General features: G+C 39.3%; 19 protein-coding genes and 2 other annotated features. Of the genes, 18 read left to right on the top strand and 1 reads right to left on the bottom strand.

Annotated features, from left to right (window positions below; translation table 11 throughout):
• Nucleotides 1–67: 67 nt before the first annotated feature.
• The 7 genes from B7E07_RS10450 to B7E07_RS25255 all read left to right on the top strand — a co-directional run bounded on the left by B7E07_RS10450 (nucleotide 68) and on the right by B7E07_RS25255 (nucleotide 6,260).
• Nucleotides 68–613, top strand: a complete 546-nt coding sequence (locus tag B7E07_RS10450) for a TasA family protein (RefSeq protein WP_080845810.1) — start codon at nucleotides 68–70, stop codon at nucleotides 611–613.
• The gene (locus B7E07_RS10455) at nucleotides 606–1,091 is read left to right on the top strand and encodes a signal peptidase I (RefSeq protein ID WP_080845811.1); all 486 of its coding nucleotides are present in this window, start codon (nucleotides 606–608) and stop codon (nucleotides 1,089–1,091) included. Before B7E07_RS10450 ends, B7E07_RS10455 begins: the two co-directional genes overlap by 8 nt.
• The gene (locus B7E07_RS10460) at nucleotides 1,075–1,743 is read left to right on the top strand and encodes a hypothetical protein (RefSeq protein WP_080845812.1); all 669 of its coding nucleotides are present in this window, start codon (nucleotides 1,075–1,077) and stop codon (nucleotides 1,741–1,743) included. Before B7E07_RS10455 ends, B7E07_RS10460 begins: the two co-directional genes overlap by 17 nt.
• A 681-nt stretch (nucleotides 1,744–2,424) precedes the next feature.
• Complete coding sequence (locus B7E07_RS10465) at nucleotides 2,425–3,177, top strand: DeoR/GlpR family DNA-binding transcription regulator (RefSeq protein WP_080845813.1); 753 nt, start codon at nucleotides 2,425–2,427, stop codon at nucleotides 3,175–3,177.
• Nucleotides 3,174–4,097: a 1-phosphofructokinase gene (pfkB, locus tag B7E07_RS10470; protein ID WP_080845814.1), complete on the top strand. Its 924-nt coding sequence runs from the start codon at nucleotides 3,174–3,176 to the stop codon at nucleotides 4,095–4,097. Before B7E07_RS10465 ends, pfkB begins: the two co-directional genes overlap by 4 nt.
• Nucleotide 4,098: 1 nt before the next feature.
• On the top strand, nucleotides 4,099–5,967 hold the full coding sequence (locus tag B7E07_RS10475) for a PTS fructose transporter subunit IIABC (protein WP_080845815.1): 1,869 nt from the start codon (nucleotides 4,099–4,101) through the stop codon (nucleotides 5,965–5,967).
• A 203-nt stretch (nucleotides 5,968–6,170) separates the two neighbouring features.
• Nucleotides 6,171–6,260, top strand: coding sequence for a putative holin-like toxin (locus B7E07_RS25255; RefSeq protein WP_367659892.1), 90 nt, complete (start codon nucleotides 6,171–6,173; stop codon nucleotides 6,258–6,260).
• A gap of 200 nt (nucleotides 6,261–6,460) precedes the next feature.
• Here B7E07_RS25255 and B7E07_RS10480 read toward each other — a convergent pair whose 3' ends face one another.
• Nucleotides 6,461–7,717 (bottom strand): MFS transporter, encoded by a 1,257-nt coding sequence (locus B7E07_RS10480; protein ID WP_080845816.1) that lies wholly within the window; start codon nucleotides 7,715–7,717, stop codon nucleotides 6,461–6,463.
• A 130-nt stretch (nucleotides 7,718–7,847) separates the two neighbouring features.
• On the opposite strand from B7E07_RS10480, the gene B7E07_RS10485 reads away from it, so the two are divergent.
• From B7E07_RS10485 to B7E07_RS10535, 11 genes are all read left to right on the top strand, one after another.
• The gene (locus tag B7E07_RS10485; RefSeq protein ID WP_257391432.1) at nucleotides 7,848–8,489 is read left to right on the top strand and encodes an MOSC domain-containing protein; all 642 of its coding nucleotides are present in this window, start codon (nucleotides 7,848–7,850) and stop codon (nucleotides 8,487–8,489) included.
• Nucleotides 8,490–8,560: 71 nt separating this feature from the next.
• Nucleotides 8,561–8,821: a binding site (T-box leader), on the top strand.
• A gap of 34 nt (nucleotides 8,822–8,855) precedes the next feature.
• Nucleotides 8,856–9,100: a binding site (T-box leader), on the top strand.
• 87 nt (nucleotides 9,101–9,187) lie between these two features.
• On the top strand, nucleotides 9,188–10,579 hold the full coding sequence (gene trpE / locus B7E07_RS10490; RefSeq protein ID WP_080845818.1) for an anthranilate synthase component I: 1,392 nt from the start codon (nucleotides 9,188–9,190) through the stop codon (nucleotides 10,577–10,579).
• A complete protein-coding gene (locus B7E07_RS10495) occupies nucleotides 10,563–11,174 on the top strand; it encodes an anthranilate synthase component II (RefSeq protein WP_080845819.1) in 612 nt (203 codons plus the stop codon). The genes trpE and B7E07_RS10495 overlap by 17 nt, the downstream gene beginning before the upstream one ends.
• A complete protein-coding gene (gene trpD / locus B7E07_RS10500) occupies nucleotides 11,146–12,171 on the top strand; it encodes an anthranilate phosphoribosyltransferase (protein WP_080845820.1) in 1,026 nt (341 codons plus the stop codon). The genes B7E07_RS10495 and trpD overlap by 29 nt, the downstream gene beginning before the upstream one ends.
• 1 nt (nucleotide 12,172) lies before the next feature.
• Complete coding sequence (trpC, locus tag B7E07_RS10505) at nucleotides 12,173–12,958, top strand: indole-3-glycerol phosphate synthase TrpC (RefSeq protein ID WP_080845821.1); 786 nt, start codon at nucleotides 12,173–12,175, stop codon at nucleotides 12,956–12,958.
• Entirely contained in the window at nucleotides 12,955–13,578 is a 624-nt protein-coding gene (locus B7E07_RS10510) for a phosphoribosylanthranilate isomerase (RefSeq protein ID WP_080845822.1), read from the top strand. Before trpC ends, B7E07_RS10510 begins: the two co-directional genes overlap by 4 nt.
• The gene (gene trpB, locus B7E07_RS10515; RefSeq protein WP_080845823.1) at nucleotides 13,575–14,777 is read left to right on the top strand and encodes a tryptophan synthase subunit beta; all 1,203 of its coding nucleotides are present in this window, start codon (nucleotides 13,575–13,577) and stop codon (nucleotides 14,775–14,777) included. The genes B7E07_RS10510 and trpB overlap by 4 nt, the downstream gene beginning before the upstream one ends.
• Nucleotides 14,770–15,555, top strand: coding sequence for a tryptophan synthase subunit alpha (gene trpA, locus B7E07_RS10520; protein WP_080845824.1), 786 nt, complete (start codon nucleotides 14,770–14,772; stop codon nucleotides 15,553–15,555). Before trpB ends, trpA begins: the two co-directional genes overlap by 8 nt.
• A gap of 137 nt (nucleotides 15,556–15,692) precedes the next feature.
• Nucleotides 15,693–16,292 carry a sporulation-specific diadenylate cyclase CdaS gene (gene cdaS, locus B7E07_RS10525; RefSeq protein ID WP_080845825.1) on the top strand — a complete coding sequence of 200 codons (600 nt, stop codon included), beginning with the start codon at nucleotides 15,693–15,695 and terminating at the stop codon, nucleotides 16,290–16,292.
• A 459-nt stretch (nucleotides 16,293–16,751) separates the two neighbouring features.
• On the top strand, nucleotides 16,752–18,344 hold the full coding sequence (locus B7E07_RS10530; RefSeq protein WP_080845826.1) for a catalase: 1,593 nt from the start codon (nucleotides 16,752–16,754) through the stop codon (nucleotides 18,342–18,344).
• Nucleotides 18,345–18,480: 136 nt separating this feature from the next.
• Nucleotides 18,481–20,589, top strand: coding sequence for a penicillin-binding transpeptidase domain-containing protein (locus B7E07_RS10535; protein ID WP_080845827.1), 2,109 nt, complete (start codon nucleotides 18,481–18,483; stop codon nucleotides 20,587–20,589).
• Nucleotides 20,590–20,853 lie beyond the last annotated feature (264 nt).

Here is a 20,853-nt window from a genome sequence, read left to right on the forward strand (position 1 = left end):
ATGACAAATGTACTATATAAAACAATTGCTTATCAGGCGACGATCAAATTTGAAGGAGAAATGTATCATGTTCAAAATGAATAAAACAAAAAAACTAAGCTTGCTGATTTTTTCTAGCATGACTGTCATTGCATTTATATTAGTTCAATCTGTTTCTCAATCAACAGCTTATTTCACAGCAAATACAGCTAATGCAGGAGATCAAATTAATACAGGGAATTTAGCTTTAGCGCTAGGAGATGGAGAGAGTGTCACAAGTCCTTTCACTGTAAACAATTTCGTTCCTGGTGATTATATTGAAAGAACTTTTACAGTAAATAACACTGGTAGTGTAGATTTCTCATTGGATGTTTCTTCTGCAGGAACAGATCAGTCTGTATTATGGTCTGATGAGACAAAGGGACTCCAAATTACGATAAATGATGGACCGGCAATGCCAATTAGTAAACTAGAAAAAGAAATGGTCGGAAATGTGCTGGCTTCTGGATTAACAACGGTAAAAGTGAAAATTCAATTGCCGGTAGAAGCAGATAATGAATTTGAAAACAAAGCGCAAAATTTTCAGCTGATATTTACAGCTGCTTCTATTGAAGGAGTGAAACGAAATGATTAAGGTAAAAAGCAAAACATATCTTGCTGCTATTCTTGCCGTTTTCCTTCTCGTTTGTGTAGCTGGGAGTTATTTGCTGGGATATCGTTCAACTATCGTTATTCATGAAAGCATGGAGCCGGCGATCCCAAAATGGTCACTTGTCGTCTTGCAGACGAAAAACATTAAACCAGAGAAATATGATATTGTTCAATTTCGAGTGGAAGGAAAATATACACCTGTTGTGCATCGAATCGTTGAAGAAAGTGAAAATCATTTTGTTACACAAGGTGATGCCAATCCAATTACTGACAGTAATGAGCTTACAGTCAAGGACATTGACGGGGTATATGTCACACACATTCCTATTCTAGGCATTATATTTTTCTGGATTCAGCAATTTAATTATTTAATCATCGGCAGTCTAATCCTAATTAGTGTTGCTTTAGGGCTTTCCCTAATGAAAAAAGAAAAAATGATTCCAAATGAAGCTGAAGTTTAAAATTTTCTTAACGACAGTAGCCATTTTATTTCTTTTCTGTCTGAATGTGTATTCTTATTATGAGGATGCCAAAAGAACAGATATGAAGATAAGTACATCTTCAGGGGGCCTATTCTATTTTAAAGCAACTTTAGGTGCAGCTAAAAATGTGGATGGGCAGTTTGTAGGGAAAGAATTGTCCAACATTGAGGAAACGGTAAATGGAAAAAAGGTGAATCAAACCTTTGCCTTCGATCTTGGCAAGCTGGCGAGACCGGCATTGGTTTCCGTTGTATTATTAAGCGGTGATTTAACTTACGAATATACGGATATATTACAAATTAAAAATAAATCAACTGAAGAACTGAATGTTTCCTTGGAAATGGCAGATCTTTCACTGCCGAATAGTGTAAACAGCATGAAAAATTGGATACTGCCGAGATTTGCAGTAAGCAATACAAAAACGGCGATTCTAAAGCCAGGTGAGAAAACCGCTATACATGTAAGTGCAATTGTAGGGAAGAGAGTGTTATTATCTTATGAGACCGTCGGATTAGGGGTTTATAGCGGTTTATTAAAGATCAATACTCATCAAAAAAACGGGCAGACAAGTTCTGTTCAGTACAATTTAAGCACTGAAATAATAGATGGAATATTTTTGGGTATATATTAATTTATTATTAAAACCTTAGTGAAACTAAAAAAGGAAAAGAAGCCGGGACATAAGGATTAAACGTTAATAGAACCGAATGGTTAGGAAGCTCATCTTTCTAATCATTCGGTTTTTCAATGTTTATTTATAAAGGATACCTTTAATCATGAGTAAAATGGAGCAGAAGACAGTGACTCCTGCGAGAAATTCAGGGGTGCCTAGGAGATTCAGCTTCCTCCACGCGGAAAGTGAGGACCTGCAGCGCAGGTGGACGTGCCTGTTTTAAATACCGAAACGAGGACATGGAGTATTCGTGTGTTTTATAAAAACCTTAATTTGCATTAAGTTTAAAGCAATATTTTCAGCCTAGAAGACAAAGAATAAAGAAACATAAAAAGATCCGTTTCCTTAGGAGACGGACAAAAAAAGAGACTATGGATTCATCAGAAAAAAACAAAGATAAAACAACATATAGTATTTTTTCTCAAAATGAAAACTATATATTGTTATTTTTGATTTTATCATAATTCTCAAAATAGTTCAAACTATTATTTTGAGATAATTCCAAAATAATAGCCAATCATATTTTCATTCAAAAACGGTCAAAATATGAGTATTTTTGATAGAAAATGATTGATTTCTGCAATCGGTTTCAGTAAAATAAGATTATGATAATGCATGAACAAAAAGGAGAACTTTATAATGCTCACGCCAGACAGGCATCAGCTTATATTAAAACTATTAAAACAGCAGTCAACAGTTAAAATACAAGAGATTGTAGAGGCTACAGATAGTTCTGAATCAACAATCAGACGTGATTTAACTCTCTTGGAAAGAGGAAAATACTTAAAACGAGTTCATGGTGGAGCATCAAGACTACAAGGCAAGCTTCAGGAGCCAAGTATGATTGAAAAATCAGCCAAAAACCTTCAAGAAAAAAAATGGATCGCTAAACATGCAGCAGAGTTAGTTGAAGAAGGAGATTCGATTTATTTGGATGCTGGTTCTACGGTGGCTGAAATAATCCCCTTTCTCCCCGTTCATAATATTGTTGTAGTGACAAATGGATTGACGCACGTAAACCTATTATTAGAACGAAATATAACCACTTATATAATTGGTGGTTATGCTAAACCGAAAACAAATGCAGTTATTGGCCGAGGAGCACTTGAAAGCTTGAAGCAATATCGTTTTGATAAATGCTTTATGGGCGTTAATGGGATTCATCCAGAATTTGGCTTTACTACACCCGATCAGGAAGAGGCATTAATTAAACAACATGCTATTGGGTTATCTCGAGAAGCCTATGTGCTGGCCGATGATTCTAAGTTGTTTGAAATAGGGTTCGCTAAAATAGGAGATTTACACGAAGCTGTAATTATTACAAATGAAAACGACGAAGAAAGTTTAAGCGAAATAAAGAGTAAAACCATGGTAAAGGTTGTGACAGCATGATATATACGTTAACGCTAAACCCTTCTGTAGACTATATTACAACTCTTAATCAATTTAATGTAGGTCATCTGAATCGAGTTGAAGAGGGAACGAAGCTGCCAGGCGGCAAAGGGATCAACGTTTCCCGTCTTTTAAAAAGAATGGGAGTTTCAAGTGTTGCTCTTGGCTATGTCGGTGGATTTACTGGCAATTATATCGAGGCATATTTACAGGATGAACAAATAAATACAGAATTTGTACACGTTAACGATGATACAAGGATTAACGTAAAGATTAAGGCTGCTGAAGAAACAGAATTGAACGGAAAGGGTCCAAATATAACAGCAGAAGAAATGGAACAGTTAAAAAGCAGAATTTCTAGTTTAACGGAAAAGGATTTACTTGTAATAGCAGGGAGCATACCAGCTAGCATGCCTGCTTCGATTTATGAAGAAATTGTGAAAATACTAGCAGATAACGGCACTGCTTTTGTGGTTGATGCAGAAGGTGAGTTATTACGAAAGGTGCTTCCATACCGTCCATTCCTTATTAAGCCAAACCATCACGAACTTGGTCAGCTTTTTGAGACGGTCGTTACTTCTGCTGAAGAAGCTATTCATTATGGAAAGCAGCTGCAGGAGATGGGTGCTCAGCATGTGATCGTTTCAATGGCGGGAGACGGTGCCATTTTAATTAGTAAAGATAAAATCTATATCTCCAATGTTCCAAAAGGAGAGGTGCAGAGCTCAGTTGGTGCTGGCGATTCAATGGTAGCTGGCTTTTTGGCTCAATATGAAAAGACACAAGACATGGAAAAAGCCTTCCAGTATAGTGTTGCAAGCGGCAGTGCAACTGCATTTTCTATTGGGCTTGCGACCGAGGATAAAATTCAGCAGCTCTTAGGAGAAGTGAATATAAGAAAAGGAAATGGAGCGAACTAAGATGAAAATTACAGAATTGCTGACAAAGGAGACCATTTTGCTTTCGATTAATGGCAGCGAAAAAGCTGAAGCAATTGAAGCATTAGTCAATAAATTAGATTCAGCAGGCAAATTAAATGACCGAGATGAATTTAAGAAAGCTATTCATAAAAGAGAAGAGCAAAGTACAACAGGAATTGGAGAGGGAATTGCGATTCCGCATGCTAAAACCTCTGCAGTTAAAACTCCTGCCATTGCTTTCGGTAAGTCTGAAAATGGTGTTGATTATCAATCATTGGACGGACAGCCAGCGTTTCTTTTCTTTATGATTGCTGCTCCTGAGGGTGCAAACAATACACATTTAGAAGCATTGTCACGTCTATCTTCCATTCTGATGAATGACGAAGCACGACAAAAACTGCAAAATGTTAAAGTAGAGCAAGATGTCATTGATATTATCAATTCATATGACCAGGAAGATGAAGAAGAACCTGCCCAAGAAGCGATTAATGAAACCGAACAATATATTGTTGCTGTTACTGCTTGTCCAACTGGAATTGCACACACTTATATGGCGGCAGATTCTCTTAAAGCAAAAGCTGCTGAAATGGGTGTACAGATTAAAGTTGAAACAAACGGTTCTGGCGGAGCGAAGAACGTTTTAACGGCTGAAGAAATTGAGAAAGCAACTGCAGTTATTGTTGCAGCTGACACAAAAGTAGAAATGGCTCGTTTTGGAGGCAAGCATGTCCTGCAAACGCCAGTTGCTGATGGAATTCGCAAGCCTAAGGAGTTAATTGAAAAGGCATTAAATCAGGATGTGCCTGTTTATAGTGCGGATAGTCATTCAAAGTCAGGTGAAGGGCAAAAAGAACAAAAAGCGGGGATTTACAAGCATTTAATGAATGGTGTATCAAACATGCTGCCATTTGTTGTCGGTGGAGGTATTTTGATTGCGATTTCCTTTATGTTTGGTTATAATGCTTCAAATCCTGATGACCCATCATATCACCCTATTGCTGAAGCATTAAATACAATCGGCGGTGGCAGTGCATTTGGTCTTATTATTCCCATTTTGGCAGCCTTCATTGCAATGAGCATTGCTGATCGTCCAGGTTTTGCAGCTGGTGCTGTTGGCGGTATGCTTGCTGCAACTGGAGGAGCAGGTTTCCTTGGCGGTATTATTGCCGGGTTCTTGGCTGGATATTTAGTTGTAGGCTTGAAAAAGGTTCTTTCAGGATTGCCTGCAGCATTAGAGGGAATTAAAACAATTTTATTATATCCTTTACTTGGTATTGGATTAACTGGATTCATTATGCTTTATGTGGTTAATAAACCAATAGCTGCTCTAGATGATGCCATTACAGGCTGGTTAACAGGTTTAGGAACAGGAAATGCTGTTTTGCTTGGTGCAGTTTTAGGATTAATGATGGCTTTTGATATGGGAGGGCCAGTCAATAAATCCGCATATGTATTTGGAACAGGTCTTCTTGCAAGTGATGTGTTTGGACCAATGGCAGCTGTAATGGCAGCAGGAATGGTTCCGCCGTTAGCAATTGCTTTAGCAACTACTTTCTTTAAAAACAAATTTACGAAACAAGAGAGAGAAGCAGGAAAAGTCAACTACATTATGGGTGCTTCCTTCATTACTGAAGGTGCCATTCCATATGCAGCAGCCGATCCGCTCCGTGTAATTCCTTCTATGATGGTTGGTTCAGCTATTGCCGGTGCTGTGTCGATGATGGCCAATATTGGTCTAAGAGCACCGCATGGCGGAGTATTTGTTATTCCATTGGTTGAAGGTCCATGGTTTGTTTACCTGATTGGAATTGTAGCTGGAGCAATTGTATCTGCTCTATTAATAGGACTTCTGAAAAAACCAGTAAAATAATGTAAAGTTCATTTTAGATACCGAAAAGGCGCTTCCGGCTTTATAAAAGCTGGAGGCGCCTTTTATATAGATATAGGAATGAGGACTCAATTTCAATATTTAGAACATGCGTTCGATTTTTAGGACGAGTTTATGGTATAATGAAATAGCAGTAGAAAGTTTCTATATAGGGTGGTCGGCTAACCCCGTTCCGAGAGGGGGTGATGCCTTTGACAGTATATGAAGGAATGATGATTATGATTTCCTTTGCAAGCTTGATCATTGCTGTCTTAAGTTTTAAAGATAAAAAATAGACCTCCCTTGAGCTGAAAATGAAGGGTGAGGTCTACGTGATTTGGGCCGATCCCCGATGGAAACGGACTATTGTAAATGGCTGTGAATGCTGCAACATTCACAGCTGTTTTTATTAAGCATTACAGTTTTCTTAGTTAAAGGATATCATATCACTCATACAAAGTCACGGCAATTTATTAGGAATTCAGCAGTTCTTGGATTAGGCAGCTTCCTTCTCTGGTTTGATCGCCATTAATGTTGCCAAAGCTGCCAGAACGGAAAGTGCGCATAGCAAGTAGAATAACCAGTTTTCACCATACTTTAGCAGCAATGCAATGGCAGGAGGTCCCCCTGCAACTCCTATAAAACGCATCGAACTGTACACGGACGAAATCGTACCTCTTTCCTCTTTTTCAATTCCCTCTGTAATTAGAGCATCGAGACACGGAAGAGCAACTCCAATTCCAATTCCACAAAGCAAAAACATGCAAATCATATAGATTAGATTTTCAGAAAAACTAAGCAGAACAACTGATGCTGCAGATAAAGAACAGCCTATGAAAATAATCCACTTCATCAAAATCTTATTCTCTTTGATCTTTTTTCCAGTAATAAAGGATGCTAAACATAATGCGCCAAGAGGAACAGCGAGCAGAAACCCTTTTTTCAGATTTTTAATATCATACGTATTTTCCAGAACATCAGATAAATAAAAGAGAACACCAAACAGAACGAACATTAAAATTGCACCAATTAGAAAAATGGCGTATAACCATTTGCCGTTATCCTTAAAAATTTGCTTGATCTTTTTGAAAAACTTTCTTAAAGGCAAGGGTTTTTCTTTTTTCTTAGGTGTTTTTACTAGAAAAAACATAAGTAGGATTGAAATCCCGCAAAACACTGGAAATGAAAAAAATGGAAGAAACCATATAAATCCAGCTAACAATGCTCCCAGAATGGGGCTTAGTACTTTGCCAAACGTGTTTGCTGTTTCAATAATTCCTAAAGAGCTGCTGATTTCATCATCATTTTTGTACATATCGCCGACAAGCGGCATTACAATAGGCGCAGCTCCTGCTGCACCTACCCCTTGCAGTGCTCTTCCTAAAAGGATAATCATATAAGGATCATTCATTTTCCATGATGCCCAGCCCGATATAATGCCTCCAATTCCAGCTATAAAAAGGCTGGGAATAATAACTCTTTTTCTGCCAATGTGATCAGATAATAAGCCTGCAAGTGGAATTAAAAAAATTGCTACGATTGAATAAACTGTTATAATCATACTAACTTGGAAAGAGGAAATATTTAATTTTTTTTCCATCTCAGGTAAAACGGGTATGAGCATAGAATTCCCAAGTGTCATAACTAACGGAATAGATGAAATGGATAAGATAGCCCATTTTTGATTATTCTTATCTTCTTGCTGGTTGTTCCCTTTTTTCTTCTTTGCAACAATCTGTTCAATATTGTCCATGGTTGGGCTAACCTGCTTTCTGTTTAAGGTCATTAAGCTTAATATGGACGATTTATGACAAAAATAATTGCTGTATTGACATAATTATTTGGTAATCTATAGGAATAAAGAATAGATGGGGTGTTTTATTTTGAAAGGAAAAATTATTACATTAAGTATCGGAAAACCTAAAGTTTATCAATGGAAAAGAAAGCCTGAACCATCAGGAATTGCAAAGGCAAATGTCCATGAAGTCCACTTAAATAAACAAAGCTTTGAAGGTGATGGGGTTGCTAATGAGAAGTTTCACGGCGGACCAGATCGTGCTGTTTGCGCATACCCTTTTGAACATTACGAATATTGGGAAAAAGTCTTTCAAAGGCCGTTTGCTCCACCGTCTTTTGGAGAAAATATTTGTGTGAAGGATATGATGGAAAAAGATGTATACATAGGTGACATTTTTCAAACAGGAAATGTTATCATACAAATCACGCAAGGAAGAATTCCATGTTCGACACTTTCAAAATTCAATGAAACCGATGCATTACTTTCAAAAACATTTGAAACAGGTTATACAGGCTACTTTTTTAAAGTCCTTGAAGAGGGTAAGGTTTATTCAGAGAGTTCTTTAGATTTGATCGAGAGAAGGCAGGAAAGTATTTCAGTTTTAGATGCGAACTTAATTATGTTTCGCCGTAATGATGCTCAAAAAATAAAGGAGCTGCTCGCATTGAAAGATTTGGCCGATGAGTGGAAGAGAAAGCTCGAAAAGTACTTAGCGGCTGTGAAATAATTTATTTTTTTCTTTTTTTAAAAATATTGTTGACATTTTTGCAATTGCCAAATATGATAATAAACAAATATGAAACGGCAATGACGAAGAGTAGTAACTTCTGTAGATACTTTAGAGAGCTGGTGGTTGGTGCAAACCAGTGTAGCTGCAGCTGCGAATGGACTTCAGAGCTTCCAAACCGAACGGGCAATAGTCCTTATTAGGCTTTGGCGAAGCGTCTCATCGTTACAAGAGACAGGTATTTGGAATGCTTTTAGCATTTAGATATCTGTTTAAGTGAGCTGATTTTTTTCAGCTAATGAAGGTGGCACCACGGGTTTCTCGTCCTTTTTTGACGGGGAGCCCTTTTTGTATTTCAATAAAAATGTTAAATCGATGATCAAGAGTAGTACATTGAACAGAAGCACTACAGAGAGCCGGGAATGGTGGAATCCGGTGTGATTCTTCAATGGAATGGACTTGTGAGAGGTCTTCTGAATGGCAGTAGGATGACACGGAATCCCCCGTTATCAGGAAAAGGTACTTCTGTTATATAGTTGTACTGATCAGAGGGAGTTGTTTAAAAAACTCCGAACTGAGGTGGCACCACGATCGAAAGATTCGTCCTCTATGCGCAATGTCATGCATTGTGCATAGAGGACTTTTTTTATATCTGCACATTTTGAAAATTGCCTTAAATAATGGATGGAGGAACTAAAATGATTGATTCAAAAAAGAAACTAGTAGTTCAACAGCTTTCAGGTGACACCCTAACGCCTATTTCCATTTATATGAAGTTAAAGGGCAGTCATAAATTTATTTTTGAAAGCTCATTGAAGCATGAAAACTCAGGACGCTATTCCATTATAGGAGCAAATCCTGTCGTGGAACTTAAAGGCAGGGAAGATCAATGTGAACTAATCATTTCAGGAGACTTAATAAAAAAGAAACAAAAACCTTTAGAAGCTTTGAAAGAATTGCTTCCAATTACCGACGAACGATCAGATCTGCCGTTTTGCGGTGGTGCTGTTGGTTTCGCTGGATATGACGCTGTTCGTCAATATGAGAACTTAGGCCAAAGTGGAATAGATGAGCTTGAACTGCCTGATGTCCACTTCCTGCTATACGAAGAAGTTGTTGTATTTGATCATCTTGAGCAAAAGGTATATCTTGCTGGCTATCCTATCATCAATAATCAAGAAAAAGTAAGTAAGAGCCTGACAGTGTTACAAGATGAGATTCTATCGGAAGGAGCTGTTTCAGCATACAAAGAGACGAAGTTATCTTCATTTTCTCCTTCAATGACAAAGACTGAATACGAAAAAATAGTGAAAAAAGCAAAGAAATACATTGAGGAAGGAGATATCTTTCAAGTCGTCCTTTCACAAAGATTTACAGCTGATTTCAAAGGAGATCCATTCTCTTTTTATAGAGACCTCCGAATCAGTAATCCTTCACCATATTTATATTATCTTGATTACGGACCATACTCTGTTGCCGGCGCATCACCTGAAAGCTTAGTAAAGGTAAGCGGCAATAAAGTGTTAACAAATCCAATAGCCGGCACAAGACCGCGCGGCAAAACTGAAGAAGAAGATATGCATCTTGAAAAAGATTTGCTTACCGATGAAAAAGAGCTTGCTGAACATATGATGCTGCTGGATCTAGGCCGGAATGATATTGGAAGAGTTGCTCAATTTGGCTCAGTAAAAATTGATAAAAATATGCAAATAGAACGTTTCAAACATGTCATGCATATTGTCTCTGAAGTTTCCGGGACATTGAAGGAAGACACTACCGCATTTGACGCTTTAATTGCCTGTTTGCCGGCAGGAACTGTTTCAGGAGCACCAAAAGTAAGAGCAATGGAAATTATTAATGAGCTAGAAACGCTTAAAAGAGGCCTGTATTCAGGGGCGGTCGGTTATTTTTCAATTACAGGGAATATGGATTTTGCTCTGGCAATCAGAACGGTTGTTTTACAAAATGATAAAGCTTATATACAGGCAGGGGCTGGAATTGTACATGACTCTATACCTGAAAATGAATATAAAGAAACGATTCATAAACTAAAAGCATTTATGGAGGACGACCATGATTTTAATAATTGATAATTACGATTCGTTTACGTACAACCTGTATCAATATTTTGGTGAGTTAGGAGAAGAGCTTCTAGTTGTGAGAAATGATGAAATTAGCATTGACGAAATTCGAAAGTTACATCCTGATGGAATTATTTTATCTCCAGGTCCAGGTCATCCAAAACAGGCAGGGATTTGTGTAGAACTTATTCGAGAATTCTTTGCCAGCATTCCGATATTAGGCGTATGCCTAGGACATCAGGCGATCGGAGTAGCCTTTGGTGCAGAGATTGGAAAAGCGGAAAAAATTATGCATGGAAAAATGTCAAAATTGAAGCATCAAAGCTCATCGCTTTTTGAATCTATTACTCAGAATATTGATGTAATGAGATATCATTCACTTATCATTAAAAAAGACGATTTTCCAGATTGTTTAGAGGTATTAGGCTATTCTCTGGATGATCAGGAAATTATGGGAGTCAAACATAGACAGTATCCTGTATTTGGCCTTCAATTTCACCCGGAATCTGTAGGTACTCCAGTTGGAAAACAGCTTCTAGAAAACTTTTTAAACCAGATTGAAAGGAGAAAGAAAAATGAAAATCATTCTGCAGCAACTAGCTGAACAACAGTCATTATCAGAAGAAAGTGTCATTGAAGCGATGGATTCGATCTTTGAGAAAGAAGCAACAGAAAGTGAAATTGCAGCCTTTCTTATGGCATTAAAAATAAAAGGAGAAACCGCAGAAGAACTGAGTGGATTAGTCAAGGCAATGCGGAAAAGGACTTTGCCTTTCACCAAGCAGCTTCCCAATGTTCTTGATAATTGTGGCACTGGAGGAGATGGATCGAAAAGCTTTAACATAAGCACAACCTCTGCATTTGTCATTGCAGGAGCAGGAATTCCAGTTGCGAAGCATGGAAATCGCAGTATTTCCAGTAAAACTGGCAGTGCAGATGTGCTGGAGCAGCTTGGCATTTCTCTCGATTACTCTCCTGAACTGGCAGAAGAATTACTGGAACAAATAGGTATATGTTTTATGTTTGCACCACATGTCCATCCATATATGAAAAAAATTATGAAGGTGCGCAGCGATTTGCGGATTCCAACCATTTTTAACTTAATAGGTCCTTTAACAAACCCAGTTCCGCTCGAAAATCAATTAATTGGCATCTATCGGGAAGATTACCTAATAACTTTTGCTGAAGTATTAAAATCGCTGGGCAGAAAAAGAGCCATCGTTCTTCATGGGGCAGGAAATATGGATGAAGCATCTTTACAGGGAGAAAACAAACTGGTCATTCTTGCGGACAATTCAATTGCTGAAATGACTTTACATCCAGAAGAAGTTGGGCTCCCGGTTTATGCTGCTGATAAAATTATCGGCGGTAATGCAGTTGAAAATGCCGGAATATTGAAAAAAGTGCTGAATGGAGAGCACGATGCCTATCGCGATACTGTTCTGCTTAATGCAGGTTTAGGGATCTTCACTGGTGGAGCAGCTTCATCCATTCAAGAAGGAATTCAGCTGGCCAAAGAATCTATTGATTCTGGAGAAGCTTTTAAGAAGCTTCTGCTTTTAAAAGAAGCAAGCAAAAAGTATAAGCAGGAGGTAATGTAGGATGCCGAATATATTAGACAAAATACTTGTTGAGAAAAAGCGGGAAATTGTCAGGCTGAAAAGCGAAGCACTGCGCCCGATCGGCAGTAAAAAGCGTTCATTGCTTTATCATCTGCAAAACACAGCTGAACTGGCTGTTATCGCTGAGTTTAAAAGGGCTTCTCCATCAAAAGGAGATATCAATAGACACGCAGATCCAGTGACACAGGCTTTATCTTATACGAAATACGGTGCTGCTGCCGTATCTGTCCTAACCGATCAGACTTTTTTTAAAGGGAATTACAATGATCTAACACTTGTAAAAGAAGCAATCGATATCCCTGTACTATGTAAAGATTTTATCATCGATGAAACACAGATCATTAAAGCAGAACACGCAGGAGCAGATATCATTTTACTCATTGCTGCAGCATTAGATAAAACGCGGCTGCAGCAATTGCATCAATTCGCACAGGATCTTGGGTTCGATGTCTTGGTTGAGGTTCATAACACGGTTGAAGCAAAACGAGCGATGGACATTGGTGCACAGTTAATTGGAATAAATAATCGAGACCTAAAGACTTTTCAAGTTGATGTGGCCAAAACAGAAGAGCTGGCACCATTTATTAAAGATGCTGGTGCCTATGTGATAAGTGAAAGCGGCCTGAAAACAACTCAGGATATTATGAGGGTCCGGAATGCAGGTGCAAGCGGGATCTTAGTAGGGGAAGCATTCATGGCAGCAGATGTAGTGAGTGAAATGTTTGACACAATAAAGCATTCAGAAAAGGAGCTGAAGGCAGAATGAAGGTGAAAATATGCGGAATTACCGATTTGAATTCAGCAGAAGCGGCAATAAAAGCCGGAGCGGATGCACTTGGTTTTGTTTTTGCTGAGAGTAAAAGACAAATGACTGCAGAACAGGCAGCAGCCATCATTAAACATCTGCCTGATTCTATCCTCAAGGTCGGTGTCTTTGTTAATGAGGATCGAGAGAAGATAACAGCGGTCATTGAAAAAACAGGAATTAATGTGATACAGCTTCATGGAGATGAATCTCCTGAAGATTGCCTGCACTATGAAGTCCCTGTCATAAAAGCAATTGGCATTAGTTCGAGTAATGATTTAAAAAAGGTTTCTCAATATGATTGCGAATACTATTTGCTGGACAGTCCAAAAGGCAAATACCGGGGCGGCAATGGCACTTCTTTTAATTGGGAAGAGACGAAGACCTTTAATAAAGAAGGGAAAAAGATCATCCTTGCTGGAGGATTGAATGCAGAAAACGTTGCAGAAGGCATTAAAATGGTTGATCCCTATATGGTTGATGTAAGCAGCGGGGTGGAAACGAACGGTGTAAAAGATATTGATAAAATGAATGAATTTTTGCAGAGCGCAAAACGAATGAAGGAGGAAATTAAAAAATGACTTATACAATGCCAGACAAACGCGGCCACTTTGGAACTTATGGCGGCAGATATGTGCCTGAAACACTCATGCAGGCCGTTTTGCAATTAGAAGAAGAATACAGGAATGCGTTAAAAGATGAGAGCTTTTCAGAAGAGCTGAACAAACTTCTAAAAAACTATGTAGGCAGGGAAACCCCTCTTTATTATGCAGAAAATTTAACAAAGTATGCAGAAGGAGCTCAAATTTATTTAAAACGGGAGGATCTTAATCACACAGGTGCTCACAAAATAAATAATTCTCTCGGGCAAGCGTTGCTCACCGTCAGAATGGGCAAAAAGAAAGTTGTGGCTGAAACGGGAGCAGGCCAGCATGGGGTAGCGACGGCTACTGCCTGTGCCCTTCTGAATCTAGAATGCATTATTTTTATGGGAGAAGAAGATATTCGCAGACAGCAGCTGAATGTTTTTCGTATGGAATTGCTGGGAGCTAAAGTGGTAAGTGTAACAGCAGGAAGTGCAACGTTAAAAGATGCTGTAAATGAAGCATTGCGTTACTGGGTAACCAATGTGGAAGATACTCATTATATACTTGGTTCAGTAATGGGACCGCATCCGTTTCCAGAAATGGTTCGGCATTTTCAAAGTGTAATCGGCAAGGAAACAAAGGCGCAATTTCTTGAACTGACTGGAAAATTGCCTGATGCAGCTGTTGCGTGCATTGGCGGCGGCAGTAATGCGATGGGCATGTTTTATCCTTTTATTGAAGACGAAGAAGTGGCATTGATTGGGGTAGAAGCAGCTGGCAGCGGCGTTGAAACTGGAAAACATGCAGCTTCACTAACAAAAGGAAATCCAGGCGTTCTGCATGGTTCATATATGTATCTGCTGCAAGATCAAAACGGACAAATTGAAGAAGCTTTTTCAATTTCTGCTGGCTTGGATTATCCAGGAGTTGGTCCAGAGCACAGCTACTTAAAGGATATAGGAAGAGTAAGGTACACATCCATTACAGATACAGAAGCTTTATCCGCTCTGCAGTTATTATGCAGAACAGAAGGAATTATTCCAGCACTTGAAAGCGCACATGCGATTTCCTATGGTGTTAAACTTGCAAGAGAATTGGGATCAGAAAAAGCTATAGTCATCTGTTTATCAGGCAGAGGAGATAAAGATGTGGCGTCTGTGCAAGAAAGGCTTGGGGGAGATAAAAATGAATAGGATTGAGAAAGTATTTAAAAAACTTGCAGCTAATGGGGAAAAAGGGTTTGTACCGTATATTATGGCAGGAGACGGCGGTCTTGACGTACTAGGAGAAAGAATCACATTTTTAGAGAGAGCTGGTGCAACGGCGATCGAAATTGGCATTCCATTTTCAGATCCTGTAGCTGATGGGCCGCTCATTCAAGAGGCAGGAATCCGAGCTCTAAAAGCTAATATCTCGTTAAGAGATGTTATTACAGCTATTCGCAGCATTCGCCCTGTAATTACTGTTCCTATTATCTTTATGACCTATCTAAATCCTATTTTAGCTTATGGTATAGATCAGTGTCTCGAGGATTGCCGAAAAGCAGGTGTAGATGGATTCATTATCCCGGATCTGCCATTTGAAGAAGAAGAACTTCTCTCCGAAAAGGCAGAAAGAGAAGGAATTGAACTGATTCGTTTAGTGACACTAACAAGTCCATTGGAACGTATACAGGAAATTTCTAAGAGAGGCAAGGGATTCTTATATGCTGTTACCGTTAACGGAATTACGGGAACTCGTTCAGAATTTCATTCACAGCTCGGCAGCTACTTGAAAAGTATAAAGGAAGTATCAACGATCCCGGTATTAGCTGGCTTTGGTATTTCAACCCCTGCACAAGTAGAAGCCATCAGTTCATTATGTGATGGAGTGATTGTTGGCAGTAAAATTGTCCAGTCATTTGAACAAAATGAGCTTCAGGAAATTGAAACATTGATTAGGTCTGTAAAGCAGGTAAATATATCAGGATAAAAAGAATATTTAGACTGCTAAAGGAAAGTTCAGAAGGTCGTAACGGCATTATTCATTATAGATGCAAACAATTGAGGATAAGAAAGGTAATTAGGGTAATTTTATAATAGAAGATACAATCACGGAGGTGTCCTGCTGTGATTTACGGCCCTGAACAATATAAAAATGATGTTGATCGCTATATCGTGAGCATTAAAGCTCAGCTGCAAAAATTATCTGGTACGTGGAATGTACAAAGCTGCTGTATATTGGAAGATTTTGAACTGCTCCAAAAACAAGTAATGGAAGCACACAACCTTGCTTCCACTTACTATTTACAATCATACCTCTTGCCATATACAGATGAAGCTGCGACATTAAGCCTGGCTGCTCAACATTTATCAGAGCGGAGGCACGGCGGCTTGATTGTTATTGAAAGGAAGGAAGATGTGACAGCCTTTATGCATAACGGCATTGAAGTTGGAGCAAAAGTAAGCTACACCATGCTGGAAACCATTTTTTATGATGGCAATCCACTGCATGATGGTGCTGTTCACATTCGAAAAGATGAAATTCTCTCTGCCGGTAACATATTGCCCGTTGCCAAATCAGAGCAGCAGGGAAAGAAGATTGGTACAAGGCATCGAGCAGCTATTGGCATTTCCGAAGTAACCGACGCGATTGCAATTGTCGTATCAGAAGAAACCGGTCGAATATCCTTTGCCTTACAAGGCAAACTTTATACAGTGCGCAACTAGTTATGTTTTGAATTTGGATGAATGTAGTATGTATAAAGGCTGGGGCATAAGTATTTAACACACCCACAGAACCGAATGGTTAGGAAGCCGTCTTTCTAATCATTCGTTTTTTTATTTATGATTATAAAAATATTTTATTAACATGAGTGAAATGGAGCGGAGGACACTCGACTCCAGTGGGCAATAGAGGAAAGGGTGAGACCCCGCAGAAGCTTTGCTTCGAGGAGGCTCAGCTTCCTCCCCACGGAAAGCGAGGGTCCGCAGTGCAATGGAACGGGCTTGTATGAACACGAAAACCTTAAAAATGGAAATTCGTTTTTTAGAAAGAGTATTACCGTTTTGTCCCAGCCTCATTGCTGTTTAGAGGAATTCCTAAACAAAACATAAAAAAGGAAATCTATTACATAAATTTTCATCTTACTGGAAATCCTGTTATTAGTTACTAAAGGAGGTAATAACATGGATCATCAAAACGCTGAGAATCTAAATGAAGAAACAGCCGAAACATTAACGAACAGACAAGGCCATCCGATCACAAACAACCAAAATATCCGTACAGTCGGAAACCGGGGACCAGCCACGCTTGAAAATTACGACTTTATTGAAAAGATCAGCCACTTTGACCGTGAACGTGTGCCTGAACGGGTCGTTCATGCCCGTGGTGCTGGTGCACATGGCTATTTTGAAGCTTATGGCACATGTGGAAACGAGCATGTATCGAAATATACACGCGCCAAGCTCTTTCAGGAAAAAGGCAAGAAAACGCCTGTCTTCGTGCGTTTTTCATCCGTTATACATGGCGGTCATTCGCCCGAGACATTGCGTGATCCACGCGGATTTGCTGTTAAATTTTATACAGAGGATGGAAATTGGGATCTGGTAGGGAATAATTTGAAGATTTTCTTTATCCGAGATGCGGTAAAATTTCCTGATATGATTCATGCCTTTAAACCAGATCCGATTACGAATATCCAAGATAGTGAACGCTTCTTTGACTTTTGCTCTAATTCACCAGAAACCTTTCATATGGTAACCTTTGTCTATTCACCATGGGGAATTCCTGCAAACTATCGCATGATGCAGGGTTCTGGGGTTAATACATATAAATGGGTCAATGCAGAAGGTAAAGCTGTGCTGGTGAAATACCACTGGGAACCTAAGCAGGGCATTAAAAATTTGACTCAAAAAGAAGCAGAGAAAATACAGGCGAAGAATTTCAATCATGCTACACAAGATTTATATGATGCGATTGAAAAGGAAGATTATCCTGAATGGGAGCTGCTTGTTCAAATCATGAGTGATGATGATCATCCTGAACTGGATTTTGATCCGCTTGACGATACAAAGCTTTGGCCGGAGGAGCAATTTCCGTGGATGCCAGTCGGGAAAATGGTTTTAAACAAAAATCCAGAGGATTATTTTACTGAGGTAGAACAAGTTGCATTCGGTACCGGTGTATTAGTTGATGGACTTGATTTTTCCGATGATAAAATGCTTCAGGGCCGAACATTCTCATACTCAGATACACAGCGATACCGTGTTGGGGCCAATTATTTGCAGCTGCCCATCAATGCACCGAAGAAACGAGTGGCAACGAACCAGCGCGGCGGGCAAATGCAGTATAAAGTTGATTTAGCACCAGGTCAGAATCCGCATATTAATTATGAGCCTTCTACACTAGGCGGTTTGAAGGAAGCTGAACAGGCCGGCAAGGAATATACACCGAAAGTGGAAGGAAACCTTGTAAGAGAATCGATCGATAGACAGAGCAATACGAAGCAAGCAGGCCATACGTACAGAAGCTTTGAACAATGGGAAAAAGATGAGCTAATTTCAAACCTTGTCAATGATTTATCTGACTGTGATCCCCGTATACAGGAAAAAATGATACAGCTGGCTGAAGAAGCTGATGAGGAATATGGCCGCCGGCTGCGCGAAGGGATTGCCAGTAAACCGAAGGATGGCACTACACATAAGCCTTTAGGGAATATTGACGGAGATCAAGCACCAAATCAAGCCATTCGTGAAGGTCATGAGGCCGATCCTTATTAGAACATATGATTATTGAAAAGCTGAGGGAAATTCCCTTGGCTTTTTTTGGTTTTCAGGTGTACAATTAGGAAAAGTATGGCATTTATTGGGTGATTTTATAAATATAAATACAGATCAGTTAAAGAGGGGGATTCTATTGGCTGAACCAAAAAGAGAAAAGAAGAGTCAGGTGCCATTCCGAATAAATTTGTTATTCTTTGCTGTATTTTTTCTGTTTTCCATCTTAATCGTCCGTTTGGGAATTGTACAAATCGTGAATGGAGAATCATATAAACGCGAGGTGGAAAGTACGGAGGATGTTACGGTTTCAGATCCTGTACCACGCGGCAGAATGCTCGATCGCCACTTTAATATTATCGTTGATAATGTTCCAAAAAGTGCGATCACCTATACAAATTCGAATGAAAAACAAGAGGATATGCTTGAAGTGGCAGAAAATTTGGCACTTTTGATAGACCAGCCCACCAATAAAATAAGAGAAAGAGAAAAGAAAGATTTCTGGATTATGAGAAATCCGGATCTTGCTAAAGAGAAAATTGCAGAGGAAGAATGGGAGAAATACGAAAACAAAACTTTATCTGATAAAGAATTATATCAGCTGCAAATTAATAGAATCACAGAGGAAGATTTAAATACGCTATCAATGGAAGATTTAGAGGTACTTGCGATTTTTAGAGAGTTTACGAGCGGATATGCTTTTACACAGCAGATTGTCAAAAATGAGGATGTTCAAAATGAGGAGTATGCTGCAGTAAGTGAAAACCTCGCTTATTTGCCTGGTATAGATACGACAACTGATTGGGACCGAACGTATAAGTTTGGCAATACCTTAAAGTCTATATTAGGCGGAATCACGGATTCAACAGAAGGGCTGCCGAAAGAACGGCTAGACTACTATTTAGCGAGAGATTATAGCCTTAATGACCGTGTAGGCAAAAGCTATTTAGAATTGCAATACGAAGAAGTGCTGCATGGACAGAAGGCGAAAGAAAAGGTCATTACAAAAGGCGGAAAGCTTGTTGGCACTGAAACGATTACAGAAGGTGCAAGAGGAAATGATTTAGTGCTTTCTTTTGATATGGAACTGCAGCAAAAAGTCGAAAAAATACTTGAGGAAGAAATGATGAATGCAAAGAAAAGCGGAAGAACCCGGCTGCTTGACCGCGCATTTGTTGTTTTAATGGATCCATATACTGGCGAAGTGCTGACCATGGCAGGCAAGCAGCTGGTGAGAAATAAAGAAACAGGAAAACAGGAGATGCAGGATTACGCGCTAGGAACCATTTCTTCAGCATATGGAGTAGGATCTGCGGTGAAAGGTGCAACAGTCTTAACAGGATTTAAGACAGGTGCCATTAATCCCAATACCGTGTTTTATGATGCGCCAGTAAAGGTCAGAAATACACCTTTGAAAAGTTCTTGGTTTAATGGCAGTTTTCAAGGCAATATGAATGTATTGCGGGCATTAAGGAAATCTTCCAACGTATATATGTTTAAGACTGCGATGGCCATTGGGGAAGGGAACTACGTCTATGACCAGCCACTGATTTTCAAAAATAAACGTGCTTTTGAAGATATGCGTGATGGTTTTAGTGAATTTGGTTTAGGTGTTCGAACAGGAATTGATTTGCCAAATGAAATTCCTGGTTATATCGGACAAGATACATTGCCGGGAAAACTTCTTGACCTTGCAATTGGCCAGTTTGATACCTATACTCCAATGCAGCTGGCTCAATATGTATCTACGATCGCAAATGGCGGCTATCGAATCCAGCCTAGGGTCGTTAGAGAAATAAGAGAATCTTCAATTGATGGTGAATCATTAGGCCCAATTATTCAAGAAATGCAGCCGAATGTATTGAATAAATTAGATATGTCCGACCGCGAATTAGGTATCGTGCATGAAGGATTCAGGCAAGTAATGAATAATCCGGACGGTACAGCCTATAGGGCCTTTGCTGATGCACCCTATCAGCCTGCTGGAAAAACAGGAACGGCTGAGGCTTTTTATGATGGACCAGACCGAAAAAAAGGGGATCCGATGATACCGGTTATGAATTTAAGTCTTGTTGCTTATGCACCATATAATAATCCTGAAATCGCTATGTCGGTTGTCGTGCCATGGGCATACGAAGGCCAAACAGGGCATACAGCCAACTATGATATCGGACGCAGAGTCTTAGATACGTACTTTGCTTTAAAAAATGACCAGAAAGAACCAGCTGAAGATCAAGAAGAGGATTAATAACGAAGCTGGGACATAAGTATATAACACGACCATAGAACCGAATGATTAGGATGTGACTTTTTCAAATCATCCGCTTTTTATTTGTTTTAAAAATTTCAATTTCTAAACATGAGTGAAATGGAGCGAAGGACCCTTGACTCCTTTGGGCAATAGAGGAATGGGCGAGACCCCGCAGGAGCGGCACGCGAGGAGGAGGCTCAGCTTCCTCCCCGCGGAAAGCGAGGGTCTGTAGAGCAATGGAACGGGTTTGTGTAAACACGC

Source organism: Cytobacillus gottheilii (assembly GCF_900166665.1).
GTDB classification, from domain to species: domain Bacteria; phylum Bacillota; class Bacilli; order Bacillales; family Cytobacillaceae; genus Cytobacillus; species Cytobacillus gottheilii_A.